The organism is Tessaracoccus lubricantis (assembly GCF_039544535.1).
Taxonomy (GTDB): domain Bacteria; phylum Actinomycetota; class Actinomycetes; order Propionibacteriales; family Propionibacteriaceae; genus Arachnia; species Arachnia lubricantis.
In genome coordinates, this window is sequence record NZ_BAABLV010000036.1 from 384,045 (window position 1) to 402,301 (window position 18,257).

Below are 18,257 nucleotides of genomic sequence, written 5' to 3' on the forward strand. Positions count from 1 at the left end.
ATCAGAGGGACCCGGAGCAGAACATCCGGGCGCTGCGACCACAGTAGCGCGTCGGGCCCCGAACGCCCGCATCGGCCGCGGGCGGCTCAGGCCAGGGAGGCCAGCCAGGCGGAGTGCAGGTCGGCATAGCGGCCACCGCCGGCGATCAGGTCCGACGGGGCTCCGTCCTCGACGACCCTGCCGTGGCTCAGCACCAGGACGCGGTCGGCGATCTCCACCGTCGAGAGCCGGTGGGCGATGATGATCGCCGTGCGGTCGGCGAGGATCGTGGACAGGGCCGCCTGCACCAGCCGTTCGGTGGGGATGTCGAGCGAGCTGGTGGCCTCGTCGAGGATGAGCACCCGCGGGTCTGCCAGCACCACGCGCGCGAAGGCGACCAGCTGCCGTTGCCCTGCCGACAGCCGCGACCCCCGCTTGCCGGTGTCGGTGTCGAACCCGTCGGGCATGGCCTCGATGAACGTGTGCGCACCGACGGCGCGCGCGGCCGCTACGACCTCCTCGCGGGTGGCACCGGGGCGTCCGAAGGCGACGTTGTCGGCGATGCTGCCGGCGAAGATGAAGTTCTCCTGCGTCAGGAGAGTGACGTGGCGGCGCAGCGTGGCGTCGTCGAGTTCGCGCACGTCGACGCCGTCGAGCCGCACGGCCCCGGCCTGCGGGTCGTAGAAGCGGGCGATGAGCTTGGCGATGGTCGTCTTGCCGGCGCCGGTGGTGCCGACGAGCGCGACGGTCTGGCCGGCGGGGATGGCCAGGTCCAGCCCTGGCAGGACGGGCACGTCCGGCACGTAGGAGAAGTCCACGCCGTCGAAGCGCACCTCGCCCCTGGCCTCCGGGAGGGCGACGGGGTGGGCAGGGTCTGCCACGTCGTCGTCCTCCTCCATCACTCCGGCGATCTTCTCGAGCGCGGTCAGCGCCGACTGCAGCGTCGAGATGAACTGGCTGAGGTCCTGCATGGGGTCGAAGAACATCCGCAGGTACAGCACGAACGCGGCCATGGTGCCCACGCTGACGGTGCCGCCGACGGCGAGGTATCCGCCGGCGAGCACCACCAGCACGATGCCGAGGTTGCCGATGAACTGGATGCCGGGCATCGCGCGGGCGAAGATGCGCATGGCGCGCACGTTGGAGTCGCGGTACGCCAGGGCCACGTCCTCGAAGATCTCCGCGGCGCGCGGCTCGCGGCGGAACGCCTGCACCGCCTTGATGCCGGTCATCGTCTCGATGAACTGCACGATCACGATGGCCGACTGCGTCCGCACCGCCCGGAACGCGCGGGTCGAGGCGCGCGCGAACCAACGCATGAGCAGCAGCAGCGGCGGGTAGCTGAGGAACGCCACCAGCGCGAGCCGCCAGTCGAGGGTGAGCATGATGACGCTGGAGCCCAGGATGGTGAGTGCGGCGATGATGACCACGTCGAGGCCCTGGAGGACCAACTCCTGCACCGCCTCGACGTCGCTGGTCATGCGCGAGACGGCGCGGCCGGACGTGTAGCGGTCGTGGAAGCCGATGCTGAGGCGCTGGAACTTCCGGTACAGGCGGCGGCGCAGGTCCAGCAGGATGGCGTTGCCGATGCGGCCCGAGGCGCGCAGGAACACCACCCGGGCGATGACCTGTACGACGATCGCCACCGCCATCCAGCCGAGGGCGGGCAGCAGCACGTCGACGTCGGTGAGCCCCTCGTCGAGCACGTCGCGCACCAGCACCGGCACGACGAGGCGCGCCGCGGCCTCGACGACGACCACGCCGACGAGGATGAGCAACCACGTGCGCCACGGCCGCACGAGCATGGCGAGGAGCCGCCTCGACGGGGCGCGCAGGCCGGCGGACGCGTCGCGCTCGTCGTCGATCTCGTGCTTGACACCGCGCCAGGTGGGGTTCAGGTCTGGAGTGTGCTGGTCAGCGCCCACCGTTGTCGCCCTCCATCGCGATCGCGTAGTCGGCCGAGAGCAGTTCGCGGTACTCCGGCACGCTGGCGAGGAGTTCGGCGTGCGTGCCGGTGTGGGCGATGCGCCCCTCCACCAGCATGGCGACGCGGTCCGCGAGCAGGACGGTGGAGGCACGGTGCGCCACGACGATGCCGGTGACCCCGACGAGCGTCGAGGTGAGCGCCTCCTCCACCTCCGCCTCGGTGTGGATGTCCAGCGCGCTGAGCGTGTCGTCGAGGACGAGGACCCGCGGCCGCACGAGGATGGCGCGCGCCAGGGCGAGCCGCTGGCGTTGGCCACCCGACAGGCTCAGCCCCTGCTCGCCCAGCCGCGTCTCGAGCCCCCAGGGCAGGTCGTGGACGAATTCGGCGCGGGCGACGCGCACGGCCGCGGCGATCTCCTCGTCGGTGGCGTCGGGCCGGCCGAGCGTGAGGTTCTCGCGCGCCGACATCGAGAACAGGATGGGGTCCTCGAACGCGGTGCCGACGAGGCTGCGCAGCTGGCGGAGGTCGAGGTCGCGCAGGTCGACGCCGTCGAGGAGGATCTGGCCGCCGGTGACTTCGACCAGCCGGGGGATGAGGGAGACCAGCGTGGACTTGCCGGAGCCGGTGCCGCCGACCAGCGCGACGGTCTCGCCGGGCGCGATGTCGAGGTCGAGGTCGCTCAACGTGGGTTCGTCGGCGTCCGGGAACTGGAAGGTGACGCCGCGCAGTTGGAGGTGCCCGCGGGGCTCCTCGATTCGCCGGTCGCCGCTCACGATGCTCACGGGCGCGTCGAACACCTCGGTGACGCGGTTGGCGGCGGTGGCCGCCTCGCGGGCGAACGACAGGAGGAAGCCGAGGCTGCCGACCGGCCAGGCCAGCGAGAGCAGCAGGGTCACGAACGCGACGGCGGCGCCGAGGCTGAGCCCGCCGGCCGTGACCCCGTAGCTGACGCCGAACAGGACGATGAGCAGCAGGACGGAGGGGAACACCTCGAGCAGCGTCCACAGCACCGAGGCGAGGTTCATCCGGCGCACGCCGCTCTCAGCCAGCGCGGTGGCGCGCGTGTCGAAGCCCTCGAACGAGTGGCGGGTGCGACCGAAGGACCGGATGACCCGCACGCCGTGCAGGGACTCCTCCGCCGCCGAGGCAACGTCGCCCGTCTGGTCCTGCACCTGCCGCGAGATGCGGCCGAAACGACCCATGAGCGCGAACACGGCGATGACCACGGGGACCACCGAGAGCAGTACCGCCAGGCCCACCTGCCACAGCGTCACCACCATGATCGCGACGACCACCACGATGTGCAGCGAGCTCATGGCCAGCATCACCAGGCCGAACGACATGAAGCGGCGCAGCAGCCCCAGGTCACTCATGATGCGGCTGAGCAGCTGTCCCGACTCCCATGACTTGTGGAAGCCCAGCGGTAGGCGTTGGAGCTGCTCGAAGAGGTCGAGGCGGATGTTGGCCTCGATGTGCGAGGTGGCCCGCGACATGATCCAGCGGCGCACGAAGCTCATGAGCGCCTCGAAGGCACCCACGCCCAGCAGCGCCAATGCGTACCACAGCACGCCGACCACGTCGCGGTTGCGGATGGGCCCGTCGACGACGGCGCCGAGCAGCAGCGGGATCGCGACGCTGGCCAGCACCTGGAGCGGCGCCAACGCGAACGAGGTGATGAACTGCGGGGCGAAGGGCCGCAGGTACGGCAGGAAGCGCAGCACGTCAGCCCGCCCCGGTTGCGCCGCGGCCAACGAGTGGCGACGGGGGGTCTGGGCTGGGAGCACCGACCCACCCTACTGCCTTGTGGGGGGCGACGAAGACGGCCCAGCTGTAGGCTTGGGGGGTGATCCCCGTCCCCTTCAGCGTCGTCACCAAGCCGACGGGCGCGGCGTGCAACCTCGACTGCACGTATTGCTTCTTCCTCTCCAAGGAACTGCTGTACGACGAGGACGGGCAGCGGATGTCGCTGGAGACGTTGGACCGCTACGTCCGCGAGTTCCTCGCCGGCCAGCCCGACGGCGAGGTCACCCTCGCCTGGCAGGGTGGCGAACCGACGCTGAGGGGCCTGGACTTCTACCGCACCGCCGTCGAGCTGACGCGGCGGTACAGGCGCCCCGGGCAGCGGGTGCAGCAGACCATGCAGACCAACGGCACGCTGCTGGACGACCAGTGGTGCCAGTTCCTGGCCGAGGAGGGGTTCCTCGTCGGGTTGTCGGTGGACGGGCCGCAGCCACTCCATGACGCCCACCGGGTCAACAAGGCCGGCCGGGGCACCCACGCCCAGGTCATCCGCGGCTGGGAGTACCTGCGCAAGCACGGCGTCGAGACCAACATCCTCTGCACCGTGAACTCCGCCAACGCCGACCACGGTGCCGAGGTGTACCGCTACTTCCGCGACGAGCTGGGCGCCACGTTCCTGCAGTTCATCCCCATCGTCGAGCGCGCCGGCTACGAGGCGCCCGACGGCAAGCGGCTGCTGTACCTCCAGCAGGGCGACGACGTGACCGACCGCTCCGTCGCGCCGGCGCAGTGGGGCCGGTTCCTGTCCGCCGTCTTCGACGAGTGGCTGGACGGCGACGTCGGCAAGGTCTTCGTCCAGCACTTCGACGTCATGTTGGCGGCGCGCTTCGGCCAGTACTCGCTGTGCGTCCACTCCCCTGAGTGCGGCACGGCGCTCGCGGTGGAACACAACGGCGACGTGTACAGCTGCGACCACTACGTCGAGCCCGGCTACAGGCTGGGCAACCTGGCCGACGGCGGGTTCCAGCAGTACCTGCAGTTGCCGGCGCAGCGCGAATTCGGGCGGTCGAAGCGGACGTCGCTCACCGAGCAGTGCCGCCGCTGCCCCGTGCGCTGGGCGTGCCACGGTGGGTGCCCGAAGGACAGGTTCGCGAAGTCGGTCGACGGCGAGCCGGGGCAGAACTACCTGTGCGCCGGCTACTTCGCCTTCTTCACGCACGCGGCGCCCACGATCGAGCTCATGGCGCGCGCCGTCGCAGGCGGTCGCCCGGCAGCCGACGCCGTCGCTGCCAGCCGTTGAGCGTCCCGCTTCGGTAGCCTAGACCGCTATGAGCGCCGAACTCCTCCACGCGCTGACGGCGCGCATCGACGTCGTGCTGCCCGATGCGGCGGCGCTGCGGCGCGCCATCCACGCCAATCCGTACATCAGCGGCGAGGAGGGCCCCACGCGGGACCGCCTGGTGAAGTCCATGGAGTGGCTCGACTGGACCCCGGTCGCCGGCACCGGCGCCTGGGCGAGGCTGGGGCCCGACGGGCCCGCCGTGGGGCTGCGGGCCGAACTGGACGCGCTGCCGGTCATGGAGGCCACGGGCGTCGAGTGGGAGTCGCGCCGGCCCGGGGTCGCGCACGCCTGCGGGCACGACGTGCACATGGCCGCGTTGTGGGCAGTCGCGACGGCGGCCCGGGACTTGGCGCTCCCGGTCGGCTTGCTGCCCATCCTCCAGCCGCGCGAGGAGGTCACCCCGCCGGGGGCGGGCGACGTCGTGCGCTCGGGGCTGCTCGACGAGCAGGAGATCGAGGCGATGATCGGCGTGCACCTGCAGCCGCAGGTGGACAGGGGCATCGTGTCGACCGGGGCGGGCGCCGTCAACGCGGCCTACGACTCCTTCGAGATCGTCGTGCGCGGACGCCCGGGCCATGGCGCCTACCCCCACGTCGCCGTCGACCCCATCAGCGCGCTCGCGACCATCATCGGCGAACTCCACAGCCTCCCGGGGCGCATCATCAGCCCCACGCACCCGACGGTGATCTCAGTGGGCCAGATCACCGGCGGCACGGCGCACAACGTCATCGCCGACCAGGCCAGCTGCCAGGGCTCGATCCGCACGTTCTCCGAGGCCGACAGGAACCTGCTGCACGACGCGGTGGCGCGGCTGGCCTCCGCCGTGGCCGAGTCCCGCGGCGGCCAGGCGACCACGAGGTTCGTCCGCGGCGGCCCGGCGCTCGTCAACGACCCCGGCCTCGTGAAGCGCGTCGACCCGCTCCTGAAGGGCATGGGGCTCACCGTCGCGGAGACGCCGTTCCGGTCCTGCGGTTCGGACGACTTCGCCGAGTACGGGCGGGAGGCGGCTTCGGTGATGTGCTTCATCGGCACCGGCCACGTCGACGGCGTGGGCCTCCACCACGGTGCGTTCCTGCCGGGGCGCGAGTCGCTGCAGCTGGCCGCGCACGCCTTCGCCGCCGGCTACGTGGCAGCCGCTGGCCTGATCACGGGCTGAGGTCAGCCCAGCAGGCGCGCCCAGGTGGCGTAGCTGGAGTGCCCGCTGCCCTCGATGCGGTGCAGTTGCTGGAAGGCCGTCAGCGCCTTCGCCGTGGCCGCGTCGAACGTGCCGGTGATGGCCACGCTGCCGCCCTTCAGCTGGAGGTGCGTCTGCAGCACCCGCACGCCCTCGCCCTTCGCGCCGGGGTTGAGCTCCGGCAGCAGCGCCTGCCAGGTGGGGTCGTCCATCTTGCCGGTGACGGGGAGCTTCTGCGCGCGCTGGAAGGCGCTGACCGCCGACGAGGTCTGCGAGCCGAAGATGCCGTCGACCCCGATGCCCGCGGAATGCGTGTTGAGCAACCGCTGCAGCGACTTGACGGCCTCCCCGCGGCTCCCGGTCAGCAGGCGGGGGAACATCGTCATCTCCACCGCCGTGACCGCCGGCGTGGGGGCGGTACCGTCCATGCCCTCGGGGTAGCCGGGCCCCTGCCCCCGCAGGTTGTACTGGTACAGGTTGTGCGTGCGCATGATGCTGATCACCAGCTCGGAGTACTTCGGGTCGGTCGCGTAGCCGCCCTTGCGGACCTCGGTGACGAACTGGTCCGGGTAGTCGACGTACTGGAAGGCGGCCGCGTAGCGCGTGGCGGTGGTGAGCAGCCGGGCGAAGTCGCGCGTGGAGTCCAGCCAGTTGGCGTAGGTGCGGAACTCGTCGACGATGTAGTACTTCGTGCCGTCGGAGCGGTACTCGGCGGTGCGGATCGGCACGCAGCCGGTCTGGTACGGCGACACGGTCGAGGTGCACTTGATGTTGAACAGCGTGTTGACGTCGTAGACCTTGCCGTCGACGGTGACCTGGCCGGTCATCGACGAGCGCCCCCAGCCGGTCTCGAGCGCGGCCATGCCGATGGTCACCGACGTGGGGATGCCCGACTCGCGTTCGGTCTGCTGGGCGTCCTTGACGAGCTTGGCGATGAACTCGCTGGCCGTGCTGCCCGCGGCCTCAGGCTGACGTTGCAGCATGGGCACGGCCACGACCGCCAGCACCGTCGCCACCGCGGCCAGCTTGAGCCATCGCATGATCTTCACCCGAGGAGGCTAACGGCACATCGCGCGCGCCCGGAAATCTCTCAAGGATCACTTGAGGTCGGGCAACGCCACCCCGACGAGGTTGACCTCGGGCACCAGACGGATGCCGAACCGCTCCTCGACGCCGTCTCGCACCTCCGCTGCCAGCGCCACCAGGTCCGACGCCGACGCTGCCCCGCGGTTGGTCAGCGCGAGCACGTGCTTGGTCGACAGCCGCGCCTCGCCGTCGCCGTGTCCCTTGGCGAAGCCGGCGTGCTGGATCAGCCAGGCGGCGCTGGTCTTGACCCTGCCCCCGGCGTCGGGGAACCGGGGCGCCTCCGGCGGCAGCGCAGCCGCCTGCTGCTCGTCGAGGATGGGGTTGGTGAAGAACGAGCCTGCGCTCCACGAGTCGTGGTCCGCCTCGTCGAGGACCATGCCCTTGCCCCGGCGGATCTCCAGCACCGCCTCCCGGACGCGGGCGGCGTCGACGCGCCTGCCCGGCACCGTGTCGAGGCGCCCGGCGAGCTCCGCGTAGGCGATGGGCGCGCCGAGCGAGCCCAGCGGGAACTGGAAGCCCACCTCGAGCACCAGGTAGCGGCCGGGTTCCTGCTTGAAGCGGGAGGTGCGGTAGCCGAAGCCGCAGTCGGTCACGGGGAACGTGCGCTGTGTGCGCTCCCTGCGGTCCCAGGTGCGCACGGCGGTGATGGTCTGCGCCACGTCGGAGCCGTAGGCCCCCACGTTCTGGATGGGCGTGGCGCCGACGCTGCCGGGGATGCCCGAGAGCATCTCGACGCCGCTCCACTCCTGCGCGACGGCGTGGGCCACGAACGTGTCCCAGTTCTCCCCCGCCGCCACGCGCACCGCAGCTCCCCCGCAGTCGGACACGTCGGCCCTGATGCCGGTGGTGCCGACGCGCACCACCGTGCCGGGGAAGCCGTCGTCGCCGATGAGCAAGTTGGAACCGCCGCCGAGCACGAGCACCGGCTCGCCCCGGTGGTCGCAGTCCGCCACGACGTCGATGAGTTCACGCTCCGTGCGGGCCACCACGAACCGCTCAGCCGGCCCCCCGACGCGCAGGGTGGTGTGCCGCGCGAGCACCGGGGTGTCGGGGATGGGCGGGGCCGGGGTGTCTAAGGTGACCCGGTCCACGGCGCACGCGCCGCCGTCGGTGCCGGCGGTGTCGTCAGCCAAGGCGGACCTCGGCGCGGGCGGCGCCCAGCACCGCGTCGTCGCCGCACGTGGCGGTGATGGCGAGCTTCGCCACGCCGTCGGCCACCTCGGTGACCTTGGCGGTGTAGACCACCTCGGTGCCCTCGTCGGTGTCGGGCACCACGACCGGGCGGGTGAACCGCACGAAGTAGCTGAGCACCCTGGCCGGGTCGCCCACCCAGTCGGTGACGACCTTGAGCCCGGCGCCCATCGTCCACATCCCGTGCGCCACGACGCCCGGCAGCCCGATGGCCTGGGCGTGGCGATCGGAGAAGTGGATCTCGTTGAAGTCCGTGGAGGCCCCGGAGTAGCGCACGACGGTGGAACGCGTGACCCGCACGCGCAGCTCCGGCAGTTGTGTTCCGACGGTGGGCTCACTCATCGCCTGCCTCCTCGGGGCGGGTGTGCATCAGGGTGGAGCGGGCCTCGCAGACCTGTTCGCCGTCGACGGCGAGGTCCACCAGGACGGTGATCATCTCGAGGTTGCCACGTGCCCGCACCTTCTCGATGCTGAGTTCCGCCACGACGGCGTCGCCGGGGCGCAGCGGGCGGTGGAAGGTGAAGTTCTGGTCCGTGTGCATCGTGCGGTTGAGCGCCAGCCCGAGTTCCTCGTCACCGAAGAGGGCGCCCCACGCCTGGGCCGCGATGACGGCGGCGAAGGTCGGCGGGGCGATGGGGTCGTCCCCGGAGTAGGCGGGGTTGTCGTCACGCACGGCCTCGGCGAACTCGGCGATCTTGGCGCGGCTGACCACGTACGGCGGGGCGGCCGGGTAACGACGGCCCACGTGTTCGGCGGAAATCGGCATGGGGGCAAGGTTACCGCCTGCGCCGCCCCCCGCCCCACCGCCGGGGACGACGAAAACGGCCGCCCCCTGAGGGAGCGGCCGTTCGATGCTGGCGGGCCAGCGATGGTTCAGCGGGTCTCGCGGTGCGCCTGGTGCACACGGCAGCGCGGGCAGAACTTCTTGAGCTCGAGACGATCCGGCGTGTTGCGACGGTTCTTCTTCGTGACGTAGTTGCGCTCCTTGCATTCGGTGCAGGCGAGCGTGATGATCGGACGGATGTCCCCGGACTTCTTGGCCATGATCTTCCTTGTGCTTGCGGCGCGTAGCGCTTGTACTCTTCTGTCAGTCTTGGTGACGAGGGCGGGATTTGAACCCGCGACACAGCGATTATGAGCCGCTTGCTCTACCGACTGAGCTACCCCGTCAGGAGTTCTCCCCCTGGTGGAGCAGGGCAAGAACAGAGCCCCCATGCGGAATCGAACCGCAGACCTTCTCCTTACCATGGAGACGCTCTGCCTACTGAGCTATAGGGGCCAGCCGACGACCAACAGTACATCACCCGAATCGCAGTGCACAAATCGAGGGTTCCTCGGCCCTCCGCCTCGCTCAAAATCCGCCCCGGCGAGGTCATGGAGGGCATCCGTGCGGCGTGCTGGCCGTGTTGGCCGTCGTGGTCGTCGGGCTGCTGGCGCTCAACGACGACAACCCTGCGGTGTTGCTGCTCGTCGCGTTCATCTGGGGCCGCACGGAGGCCCTGAGCAGCACCCTCTACGAGATCGTGCCGGGGTTCATCGCGAACCTGGTGATCGCCGTGGTGGTGTCGCTGTTGACGGCTCCCCCGTCCGCCGAGGTGGTCGAGGCGTTCGAGGAAGCCGTCGTCGCGTCGAGGGCCTGACTCAGGCCTTGAGGGCCGCGACGGCGGCCTGCAGCGAGTCGGCGAACATCGTCTCGCGTTCGTCGGCGGTGAGGTCGCCGGAGCCGTCCTTCAGGTGGTCCGACACGGTCAACACGGCGAGCGCCTCCTTGCCGTGGGCCGCGGCGCAGGCGTACAGCCCGGCCGCCTCCATCTCGACGCCCAGCGTGCCGAGCCTGTCGAGCGCCGGGATGATGTCGGTGCGGGCGGAGTAGAAGAAGTCGCTGGTGTACACGGGGCCCACGTGCACGGTGCGGCCGGCGCGGCGCGCCTGGTCGACGGCGCCGCGCAGCATCTCGTAGCTGGCCGCCAGCGACAGGCTCACGCCCGGCACGTCGATGGTGGCGACGCTGGAGTTGGTGTGCGCCGACACCGCCACGATGACGTCCTTGACCTTGACCTTCGACGAGATGCCGCCGCAGGTGCCGACGCGGCAGATGCGCTCCACGCCGAACTGGGAGTACAACTCGGTGGCGTAGATCGACAGCGACGGCACACCCATCCCGGAGGCCATGGCGGTGACCGGGACGCCGTCGAAGGTGCCGGTCCAGGCGCCGATGCCGCGCACGTCGGAGACGAGCTTGACGCCCTCCATGTGGTCTCGGGCGATGCGCTCGGCGCGCTTCGGGTCGCCCGGCATGATCACGAGGGGTGCGATGTCGCCGCGTTCACAGGCGATGTGGGGTGTGGCCATCGTCGGTCCTTTCTTCCAGACAACACAATAAGGCCCCGAATCAATCCGATTCGGGGCCTGGTGGCAAGTGTTGGATTCGAACCAACGTAGGCTACGCCGACGGTTTTACAGACCGCTCCCTTTGGCCGCTCGGGCAACTTGCCATGTCGCCGGTTGACCCGGCGACGCACAACTGTAGCAGGAGGAAACGGACGGGCACAAAGCGGGTCCGGGAGCGCGCGTGCTGGCACAATGGCACCACTCATGACCGCCCCGGAGGAAGGACAACCATGGCTGCAGAGAGCTCATTCGACGTCGTCAGCAAGGTGGACCGGCAGGAGGTGGACAACGCCCTCAACCAGGCCGCCAAGGAGGTGAGCCAGCGCTACGACTTCAAGAACGTGGAGGCGAAGATCGCCTGGTCCGGCGAGGCCATCGAGATGGAGGCCAACTCCGAGGAGCGGGTCAAGGCCATCCTCGACGTGTTCCAGACCAAGCTCATCCGTCGTGGCGTCAGCCTCAAGGCGCTCGAGGCGGGCGACCCCCGCGTGTCGGGCAAGCTCTGGAAGATCACCGCCACCACGAAGCAGGGCATCAAGCAGGACGACGCCAAGAAGGTCTCGAAGCTGATCCGCGACGAGGGCCCCAAGGGTGTCAAGGCGCAGATCCAGGGCGAGGAGCTGCGGATCTCGTCGAAGAGCCGCGACGACCTCCAGGCCGTGCAGGCGCTGATCAAGGAGGCAGACCTGGACTTCGCCGTCCAGTTCGTCAACTACCGCTGACGCTAAGCTTCGGCACCATGCGCATCGGCACCCACAACGTCAACGGCATCCGCGCGGCCCTGCGCCGCGGCTTCCGCGATTACTGGGACCGCACCGGTGCCGACGTCATCGCCCTGCAGGAGGTGCGCTGCCGCGTGGGCGACCTCCCGTTGGAGGCGTTCGCGGGCTACCACGTGACGCTCGACGCCGGCGAGCTGGCGGGGCGCAACGGCGTGGCAGTCCTCACCCGCGAGAAGCCGGCGCACGTGCGGGCGCTGTCGGAGTCGGCCACCACGGTGGCGCCCGACGGCGAGCCCGAGGAGGTCGACGCCGAACGGATCATCAGCCGCGACCTCGCCACGTTCGCGGGCGAGGGCCGCTACGTCGAGGTCGACCTGGCCGACGCCCCGCTGCGCGTGGCCTCGCTCTACCTGCCCAAGGGGTCCGCGTGGCCCTACGCGGAGGACGGCGAGGAGAAGTACCAGCGCAAGATGCGCTTCATGCGCGGCCTCGCCCGCGTGCTGACGGCGTCGCGCCGCGAGGCCGCGGCCCAGGGCCGCGAGTTCCTCGTCATGGGCGACTTCAACGTCGCCCACACCAGGCAGGACCTCAAGGCGTGGCGCACCAACCAGCGCTCGGAGGGGTTCCTGCCCGAGGAGCGCGAGTGGTTCGGCACGCTGCTGAGCCCCCGCAGCCTCGTCGACGTGGTGCGTCGGCTGCACCCCGACGCCAACGGCCCCTACAGCTGGTGGTCGTGGCGGGGCCAGTCGTGGACGACCGACGCCGGGTGGCGTATCGACTACCACCTGGCCTCCCCCGGCCTGGCGGGCCGGGCGACCCGCGCGTGGGTGGGCCGGGAGGAGACCTACGAGGGGCGGATCAGCGACCACTCTCCGGTACTGGTCGACTACTCGCTGTGATCGGCTGGCTGAGCTCGTGGGTGTGCACCGCCCAGTAGGACGCACCGAACGAGATCAGCACCATCATCCACAGCCCGTTGCGGATGCCGAAGTTCATCGCGTTGAAGCCCAGCAGGATCACGGTGGCCACGATCGCCCAGCGCAGCGCACGTGACGACGGGCGCGTCACCGGGAGGAGCACCGCGCCCCACAGCAGGTACCAGGAGTGGATGGCGGGCGCGCAGAACGCGAACCACAGGAACGAATAGCTGATGAAGTGCAGGGGTCGCCTGCCCAGGTGGCGCCACGCGAACCAGACGATGCCCAGCACCGCGGCCACGGCGCCGATGCCGCGGAAGATCGTGATGACCGCGCGGCCCGTGGGGTCGAGGCCCGCCCACGTGACGGGGTACTGGACGATGAAGCCCGCGACCGTGAACGGCGAGACCGTGTCGACCATGCCGGGCACGTTGATGGCGTTGATCCAGCCGAAGCCGAGCCCGGAGATCACGGAGATGCCGGCGAACACGGCCACCGACAGGCCCAGCGAGGTGATCGACTTCAGCGCCGCCCACGCCGTCGGCCGCCAGCGCCACGACGTCCAGGGGTGCACGAGGAACGGCAGGGCGACCGCGGCGAGGAACGCGGGCTGCTTGATGGACGCGGCGAGGCCGATGATGAGGGCGCCGGGCCACCAATGTCGCCACCTGAGGGTGACCCAGATGCCCAGCAGCATCAGCCCCGTCATCTGCGAGTCGTTGTGCGCGCCGCCGATGAAGTCGATCACGAGGATGGGGTTGAGCACCGCGAACCAGCTGGCCATGGCCGGGTCGACCCCGACCCGCTCGGCGATGCGCGGCACCAGGAGGCCGATCAGCATCACGCCGAGCAGCGCGGGGATGCGCATCAGCACTGCGGAGAGGTACGGGTCGAAGCCTGCGATGTTGACGATGCCGTGGCTGAGCCACAGCGACAACGGCCCGTACGGCGCGGTGGTGCCGCGCCACACCCAGGCCACCTGGTCGGCGTAGTAGCCGGGCAGGATTCCGGGGCCGACGGCGTAGGGGCTCAACTGGTTGTGGATCAGCCAGCCGTGGGCGGCGTAGGAGTAGGCGTCGTGCGAGAAGATCGGCGGGCCCAACAGGAATGGAAGGCTCACGATCGCCAGGACGGCCCAGTGCCGCAGCTGCGGCTGTCCCAGGGCTCGACGGCGGGCCGGGCGCAGCCGGAACCATGCCTCGAGCATCAGCGCCAGGCCCACCAGGGTGGCGATGGTGCCGAACCACCTGGTGGTGGGGCCGTCGATGCGCCACGCGCGCAGGGCGTCCCAGACCGGCGAGGCCTGCGGTAGGTAGGCGGGGCTGAGCGAGCCGATCAGGATGAACAGGCTGCCGAGGAAACCGAACCACACGGCGCGCGTGGCGGCGGCCTGCCTCAGACCTGCCCACGCCGCGCGGGTGACCTCACCCACGCGGGGCATCAGGGGCCAACTGCTCTCGGTCGTGCAGCAGGTCGACCAGCCGGTCCGCCGAGGGCACGTGGGCGCCGCCCCACACGAGCGCGTCGGTGGGGCACTGCTCGATGCACACGCCGCAGTACATGCACAGCGACCAGTCGATGCTGAAGGTGTCGAGCACGTTGTGGGTGCGCGGGCGGGCACCGGGGGCCGGCACCGTCTGCTCCTGGTGCGACGTGAGCGTGATGCACCAGGTGGGGCATTCGCGGGCGCAGATCATGCAGGAGGTGCAGCGTTCCTCGATGAGGTCGATGGAGCCGTGGATCATCGGGTGCCCTCCACGCCGGGTGGCAGCAGCTTGCGGCGCCCGGGTTCCGAGGAGCCGGGCTCGACCGCACCGGGCCAGGGCTTGGCCTGGCGGGGTTCCAGCAGGACGTCCTTGCGCAGGGGGGCTCCGCCGCCGTGGTGGATCAGGGGCCGGTTGTCCCCGCCGTCGAACGCGACGCCGAAGAAGTCGTGCACCTGGCGCTGCAGCCACGCCGCGCCGGGGAAGACCTGCGCGATGTCGGGCAGGTGGGCGCCGGCCCGGGGCGTGCGGGTCACCAGGTCCGCCCTCGCACGGGTATCGGGGTTCTCGAGCGTGAGGATCACCCGGATCTCGTCCGAGCGGCCGAGTTCGTCGACCGCCGTGAGGTTGATCAGGAGGGCGAAGCCCGCGCGCCTCGCGGCGGCCGCCTCATTGGCCCATTCCTCGGGCGGGATCTGGTACTCAGCCACGGCGCAGCCCCGTGAGGTACTCGTCGAGCGCCGACGGGGGCGGCGGGCAGCCGGCGATGAAGTGGTCGACGCGCACCAGTTCCTCGCCACCCTTGACCACTGCGTAGGAATCCCAGTAGGGCCCGCCGACGCAGGCGCAGGCCCCGAAGGCGACGACCGTGGCGCCCGGCAACTGGCCCAGCGCGTGGCGGATGGCGGGGACCATCGGTTCGGTGATGGTGCCCGACAGCGTCACCACCACGCGGGCTCCGGCGGGGATCGAGGAGACGTCCACGGCCGGGCGCGAGCCGGCCGCTGACTGCGACTCGAGCGCGCAACAGGCAAGCGGCACGTCGACGACGAAGATGTCGCCGTCGTCGAACCAGTCGCGTGCCGTGAGCATGCGTCAGAGTCTAGTGCGCTACGGCCCTGTGGGCTCGGGCGGCTAGACTCGCCCGAGCAATGACGACGACCTACCCGGACTGGGTACCGCGGCTGACCGACGCGGACCTCACCCTCCACTTCGGCGCCCCCACGGTGGCGCGGGGGGCGCACTATGCCAACCTGGGACGCGTCTCCAACATCCAGACGGCCGGCGCGCTCGCCACCGCACAGGTGCGGGGCAGCAACTTCCGGCAGTACCAGACCAGCGTCGCCCTCAGCCGCGGCGTCCTCACGGCCACCTGCAGCTGCCCCATGCGTGCGGACTGCAAGCACGCCGTGGCCCTCATCCTCAGCATGCGCACGCCGTCGCTGAGCCGGCCGCAGGTGTCCTGGCGGGCCCTGTTGCAACCCCTGATGGAGCAGCCGGCCGTCACCGACGGCGCGCCCATGGCCCTCATCCTCACCGAGGACGGCGCCGAGTTGGGGCTCACCCCCGCACGGATGGGCGCGCGGGGCAACTGGGTGCGCTCCGGCGTCAGCTGGGCCGACATCCTGCGGGACCCCGGACACCTCGACCCCTCGCACCTCGAGGCGGTCCGCGCGGTGCTCGAATCGCGCGACCTCTCCCGCGGCGGCGGCAACTGGGCGCCGCAGGTGCTGGCCTTCAACGACCTCAACCCCGGCGTGTGGGCGGCGCTGCGCCGCGCGGCTGCCGCCGGAGTCGACATCGTGCCCGGCACGGCCGCCTCCGGCCGGTCCATGCCGCAGCCGGTGCTGGCCGGGCCGTTCGAGCCCACGCTCCTGGTGCGCCGCGACGACGGCGGGCTGCGGCTGGTCCCGGCCGTCCACGACGGCGCCGGCACCGTCGAGGTCTCGGGCCGCGCACTGCTGGGCCGCCCCGCGCACGGCGTCTCGTTCGCCCGTGGCGGCGACATGGTGCTGGGCGCGCTCGCACGTCCGCTGGACCAGTCGGAGCAGCGCGTCTTCGCCCATGGCGCGATCACCGTCCCGGACGCGGAGGAGGCCGCGTTCGCCGCCGGCTTCCTGCCCCAGCTGCGGCGGCGGCTCGCGGTGGAGGTGGCCGAGGGCGTCGACCTCGCCGAGCCCGAGCCGCCCAAACTGCTGCTGCGGGCCGAGTTCACCACCGACGCGGCGACGCTGGCCTGGGGCTTCCGCTACCGCGTGGGCGCCACCGTCGTGGACGTCCCGCTCCACGCCAGGGCGTCCGAACCCCACCCCCGCGACTACGCCGCCGAGGCCAAGCTCCTCCCGCTGGCCGCCAGCCCGTGGCTCGAGCCGCTCAACCAGCGCCGCCCCGAGCTCACCACCCTGACCGGGCGCACGCTGATCGGTTTCGTCAGCGACACGCTCCCTGGCCTCGAGGCCGACCCGGACGTCGAGGTGGAGCTCACCGGCGCCCCGCGCGACTACCGGGAGTCGCTCGAGGAACCGGAGATCGAGCTCAACGTCACCGAATCCGAGCGGGGCGACTGGTTCGACCTGGGCGTCGACGTCAAGGTGGGCGGGGAACCCGTCCCGCTCGCCGAGCTGCTGGCCGCGCTGACCGCCGGCGACGACCACCTCGTCCTCGACTCCGGCGTCTGGTTCTCGCTCGACGTGCCCGAGCTGACCCAGCTGCGCGAGCTGCTCGAGGAGGCCAGGATGCTGGTCGACCACGACGGCGACACCATCCGGCTGCGGCCCGAACACGCCGGCCTCTGGGACGAACTGGTCTCGTTGGGTGTGGTCGCCCAGCAGTCCGCGGCGTGGCGCCAGTCGGTGCAGGGGTTGCTGGACCCGGAATCGCTGCCGCCGGTCGAGCCGCCCCAGGGGCTCGACGCCGAGCTACGGCCGTACCAGGACACCGGCTTCCGCTGGCTGACGTTCCTGTGGCAGACCCGCCTCGGCGGCATCCTCGCCGACGAGATGGGCCTGGGCAAGACACTCCAGTCGCTGGCGTTCCTCCAGGCGGCCCACGAACGCGGCGAGCTCACCCACCCGGCCCTCGTCGTCGCCCCCACCTCCGTCATCGGCACCTGGGCGGCGGAGGCGGAACGCTTCGCGCCGGGGCTGAAGGTGGTGCCGATCACCGAGACGCACACCCGGCGCGGCACGCAGTTGGCAGACGAGGTCGACGGCGCGCACCTCGTCGTCACCTCCTACACGCTGCTGCGGCTGGAGGAGGAGGCCTACCAGGGCCTCGACTGGTCTGCGGTGCTGCTGGACGAGGCGCAGTTCGTGAAGAACCACGCCTCCAAGGCCTACAAGGCCGTGCGCCGCCTGCGCGCCCGGCTGAAGGTGGCGCTGACCGGCACCCCGCTCGAGAACAACCTCATGGACCTGTGGTCGCTGCTGTCGATCGCCGCCCCGGGACTCTTCCCAGACCCGAAGCAGTTCACCCTCGCGTACCGCAAGCCCATCGAGAACGGCGACAAGGACGCACTGGCCCGGTTGCACCGCCGCACGCGCCCGCTCATCCTGCGCCGCACCAAGGCCGCCGTCGCCCGGGAACTGCCGGAGAAGCAGGAACAGCTGGTGCCCGTGCAGTTGGCGCCGGCCCACCGTCGGCTCTACGACAAGCACCTGGCCCGCGAGCGGCAGAAGATCCTGGGCCTGGTCGGCGACCTGCAGCGCAACCGCATCACGATCCTGCGCTCGCTCACGATGTTGCGCCAGCTGAGCCTCTCCCCGGTGCTCGTCGACGACGACTACCCCGCCGTCTCCGCCAAGGTCGACGCCCTGCTCGACCTGCTCGACGAGGCGCTGGCCGAGGGTCACCGCGCACTGGTCTTCTCGCAGTTCACCGGCTTCCTGCGCCTGGTGCGCCAGCGCCTCGACACCGAGCAGATCACGTACGAGTACCTCGACGGCACCACCAGGGACCGGGCCGAGCGGATCTCCGCGTTCCGCGGCGGCGACTCCTCGCTGTTCCTGATCAGCCTCAAGGCCGGCGGCTTCGGCCTGACGCTGACGGAGGCGGACTACGTCTTCATCCTCGACCCGTGGTGGAACCCCGCCGCCGAGGCGCAGGCCATCGACCGGACGCACCGCATCGGGCAGGACAAGCCCGTCAACGTCTACCGACTCGTCGCGGAGGGGACCATCGAGGAGAAGGTGGTGGCACTGCAGGAACGCAAGCGTGCCCTGTTCGACGACGTGGTGGGCGCCGGCTCCGACACCGCGGCCCCCATGACGGCGGCCGACATCGTGGGCCTGCTTCAGGACTGACAA

Annotated in this window: 18 protein-coding genes and 3 tRNA genes; 6 read left to right on the forward strand and 15 right to left on the reverse strand. The window is 70.9% G+C overall.

The genetic code is table 11. The features are described 5' to 3' along the window. Positions 1-86 precede the first annotated feature (86 nt). The gene (locus tag ABEA30_RS12850; RefSeq protein ID WP_345583447.1) at positions 87-1,904 is read right to left on the reverse strand and encodes an ABC transporter ATP-binding protein; all 1,818 of its coding nucleotides are present in this window, start codon (positions 1,902-1,904) and stop codon (positions 87-89) included. Beyond that, a complete protein-coding gene (locus ABEA30_RS12855) occupies positions 1,894-3,690 on the reverse strand; it encodes an ABC transporter ATP-binding protein (protein WP_345583449.1) in 1,797 nt (598 codons plus the stop codon). The genes ABEA30_RS12850 and ABEA30_RS12855 overlap by 11 nt, the downstream gene beginning before the upstream one ends. 59 nt (positions 3,691-3,749) lie before the next feature. On the opposite strand from ABEA30_RS12855, the gene ABEA30_RS12860 reads away from it, so the two are divergent. Both ABEA30_RS12860 and ABEA30_RS12865 read left to right on the forward strand, forming a co-directional pair. Continuing rightward, positions 3,750-4,946, forward strand: coding sequence for an anaerobic sulfatase maturase (locus ABEA30_RS12860; RefSeq protein ID WP_345583451.1), 1,197 nt, complete (start codon positions 3,750-3,752; stop codon positions 4,944-4,946). A gap of 28 nt (positions 4,947-4,974) precedes the next feature. Then, entirely contained in the window at positions 4,975-6,144 is a 1,170-nt protein-coding gene (locus tag ABEA30_RS12865; RefSeq protein WP_345583453.1) for a M20 metallopeptidase family protein, read from the forward strand. 2 nt (positions 6,145-6,146) lie between these two features. Here ABEA30_RS12865 and ABEA30_RS12870 read toward each other — a convergent pair whose 3' ends face one another. The 7 genes from ABEA30_RS12870 to ABEA30_RS12900 form a co-directional block, all read right to left on the reverse strand. Continuing rightward, positions 6,147-7,202 (reverse strand): peptidoglycan-binding protein, encoded by a 1,056-nt coding sequence (locus tag ABEA30_RS12870; protein WP_345583539.1) that lies wholly within the window; start codon positions 7,200-7,202, stop codon positions 6,147-6,149. Positions 7,203-7,259: 57 nt separating this feature from the next. Continuing rightward, positions 7,260-8,339, reverse strand: coding sequence for a UDP-N-acetylmuramate dehydrogenase (locus ABEA30_RS12875; protein ID WP_345583541.1), 1,080 nt, complete (start codon positions 8,337-8,339; stop codon positions 7,260-7,262). 34 nt (positions 8,340-8,373) lie between these two features. Further along, positions 8,374-8,781, reverse strand: a complete 408-nt coding sequence (locus ABEA30_RS12880) for a MaoC/PaaZ C-terminal domain-containing protein (RefSeq protein WP_345583455.1) — start codon at positions 8,779-8,781, stop codon at positions 8,374-8,376. Beyond that, a complete protein-coding gene (locus ABEA30_RS12885; protein WP_345583457.1) occupies positions 8,774-9,205 on the reverse strand; it encodes an FAS1-like dehydratase domain-containing protein in 432 nt (143 codons plus the stop codon). Before ABEA30_RS12885 ends, ABEA30_RS12880 begins: the two co-directional genes overlap by 8 nt. A gap of 107 nt (positions 9,206-9,312) precedes the next feature. Further along, positions 9,313-9,483 carry a 50S ribosomal protein L33 gene (gene rpmG / locus ABEA30_RS12890; protein ID WP_345583459.1) on the reverse strand — a complete coding sequence of 57 codons (171 nt, stop codon included), beginning with the start codon at positions 9,481-9,483 and terminating at the stop codon, positions 9,313-9,315. A 50-nt stretch (positions 9,484-9,533) separates the two neighbouring features. Further along, positions 9,534-9,609, reverse strand: a tRNA-Met gene (locus ABEA30_RS12895). Positions 9,610-9,645: 36 nt separating this feature from the next. Beyond that, positions 9,646-9,718: transfer RNA gene (locus ABEA30_RS12900), tRNA-Thr, on the reverse strand. A gap of 115 nt (positions 9,719-9,833) precedes the next feature. Here ABEA30_RS12900 and ABEA30_RS12905 point away from each other — a divergent pair. Further along, a complete protein-coding gene (locus ABEA30_RS12905; protein ID WP_345583461.1) occupies positions 9,834-10,079 on the forward strand; it encodes a hypothetical protein in 246 nt (81 codons plus the stop codon). Position 10,080: 1 nt separating this feature from the next. On the opposite strand, the gene deoD is transcribed toward ABEA30_RS12905, so the two are convergent. Together deoD and ABEA30_RS12915 are read right to left on the reverse strand one after the other, a co-directional pair. Beyond that, positions 10,081-10,791, reverse strand: coding sequence for a purine-nucleoside phosphorylase (deoD, locus tag ABEA30_RS12910; protein ID WP_345583463.1), 711 nt, complete (start codon positions 10,789-10,791; stop codon positions 10,081-10,083). Positions 10,792-10,849: 58 nt separating this feature from the next. Further along, a tRNA-Tyr gene (locus ABEA30_RS12915) sits at positions 10,850-10,934 on the reverse strand. Between the two features lie 126 nt (positions 10,935-11,060). On the opposite strand from ABEA30_RS12915, the gene ABEA30_RS12920 reads away from it, so the two are divergent. Both ABEA30_RS12920 and ABEA30_RS12925 read left to right on the forward strand, forming a co-directional pair. Continuing rightward, positions 11,061-11,552, forward strand: coding sequence for a YajQ family cyclic di-GMP-binding protein (locus ABEA30_RS12920; protein WP_345583465.1), 492 nt, complete (start codon positions 11,061-11,063; stop codon positions 11,550-11,552). Positions 11,553-11,569: 17 nt separating this feature from the next. Next, the gene (locus ABEA30_RS12925; protein ID WP_345583467.1) at positions 11,570-12,451 is read left to right on the forward strand and encodes an exodeoxyribonuclease III; all 882 of its coding nucleotides are present in this window, start codon (positions 11,570-11,572) and stop codon (positions 12,449-12,451) included. Here the strand turns inward: ABEA30_RS12925 and mptB are convergent. Genes mptB through ABEA30_RS12945 form a run of 4 tightly spaced genes read right to left on the reverse strand, consistent with a single transcriptional unit; the run spans position 12,411 to position 15,045 of the window. Continuing rightward, on the reverse strand, positions 12,411-13,910 hold the full coding sequence (gene mptB / locus ABEA30_RS12930) for a polyprenol phosphomannose-dependent alpha 1,6 mannosyltransferase MptB (RefSeq protein WP_386085791.1): 1,500 nt from the start codon (positions 13,908-13,910) through the stop codon (positions 12,411-12,413). The two genes, ABEA30_RS12925 and mptB, sit on opposite strands and share 41 nt — an antisense overlap. Further along, the gene (locus ABEA30_RS12935; RefSeq protein WP_345583471.1) at positions 13,894-14,214 is read right to left on the reverse strand and encodes a 4Fe-4S binding protein; all 321 of its coding nucleotides are present in this window, start codon (positions 14,212-14,214) and stop codon (positions 13,894-13,896) included. The genes mptB and ABEA30_RS12935 overlap by 17 nt, the downstream gene beginning before the upstream one ends. After that, positions 14,211-14,663 carry an NADH-quinone oxidoreductase subunit C gene (locus ABEA30_RS12940; RefSeq protein ID WP_345583473.1) on the reverse strand — a complete coding sequence of 151 codons (453 nt, stop codon included), beginning with the start codon at positions 14,661-14,663 and terminating at the stop codon, positions 14,211-14,213. The genes ABEA30_RS12935 and ABEA30_RS12940 overlap by 4 nt, the downstream gene beginning before the upstream one ends. Beyond that, on the reverse strand, positions 14,656-15,045 hold the full coding sequence (locus tag ABEA30_RS12945; RefSeq protein ID WP_345583475.1) for an NADH-quinone oxidoreductase subunit B: 390 nt from the start codon (positions 15,043-15,045) through the stop codon (positions 14,656-14,658). Before ABEA30_RS12945 ends, ABEA30_RS12940 begins: the two co-directional genes overlap by 8 nt. A gap of 59 nt (positions 15,046-15,104) precedes the next feature. Here ABEA30_RS12945 and ABEA30_RS12950 point away from each other — a divergent pair, with 59 nt between their 5' ends. After that, positions 15,105-18,254 carry a DEAD/DEAH box helicase gene (locus tag ABEA30_RS12950; RefSeq protein WP_345583477.1) on the forward strand — a complete coding sequence of 1,050 codons (3,150 nt, stop codon included), beginning with the start codon at positions 15,105-15,107 and terminating at the stop codon, positions 18,252-18,254. Positions 18,255-18,257 lie beyond the last annotated feature (3 nt).

Excerpts from the sequence above, each read along its gene's own strand:
- mptB (WP_386085791.1), bottom strand. The coding sequence starts at position 13,910 with ATGCCCCGCGTGGGTGAGGTCACCCGCGCGGCGTGGGCAGGTCTGAGG.
- ABEA30_RS12945 (WP_345583475.1), bottom strand. The coding sequence starts at position 15,045 with ATGCTCACGGCACGCGACTGGTTCGACGACGGCGACATCTTCGTCGTC.
- deoD (WP_345583463.1), bottom strand. The coding sequence starts at position 10,791 with ATGGCCACACCCCACATCGCCTGTGAACGCGGCGACATCGCACCCCTC.
- ABEA30_RS12950 (WP_345583477.1), top strand. The coding sequence starts at position 15,105 with ATGACGACGACCTACCCGGACTGGGTACCGCGGCTGACCGACGCGGAC.
- ABEA30_RS12870 (WP_345583539.1), bottom strand. The coding sequence starts at position 7,202 with ATGCGATGGCTCAAGCTGGCCGCGGTGGCGACGGTGCTGGCGGTCGTG.
- ABEA30_RS12920 (WP_345583465.1), top strand. The coding sequence starts at position 11,061 with ATGGCTGCAGAGAGCTCATTCGACGTCGTCAGCAAGGTGGACCGGCAG.
- ABEA30_RS12925 (WP_345583467.1), top strand. The coding sequence starts at position 11,570 with ATGCGCATCGGCACCCACAACGTCAACGGCATCCGCGCGGCCCTGCGC.
- ABEA30_RS12865 (WP_345583453.1), top strand. The coding sequence starts at position 4,975 with ATGAGCGCCGAACTCCTCCACGCGCTGACGGCGCGCATCGACGTCGTG.
- rpmG (WP_345583459.1), bottom strand. The coding sequence starts at position 9,483 with ATGGCCAAGAAGTCCGGGGACATCCGTCCGATCATCACGCTCGCCTGC.
- ABEA30_RS12935 (WP_345583471.1), bottom strand. The coding sequence starts at position 14,214 with ATGATCCACGGCTCCATCGACCTCATCGAGGAACGCTGCACCTCCTGC.
- ABEA30_RS12880 (WP_345583455.1), bottom strand. The coding sequence starts at position 8,781 with ATGAGTGAGCCCACCGTCGGAACACAACTGCCGGAGCTGCGCGTGCGG.
- ABEA30_RS12885 (WP_345583457.1), bottom strand. The coding sequence starts at position 9,205 with ATGCCGATTTCCGCCGAACACGTGGGCCGTCGTTACCCGGCCGCCCCG.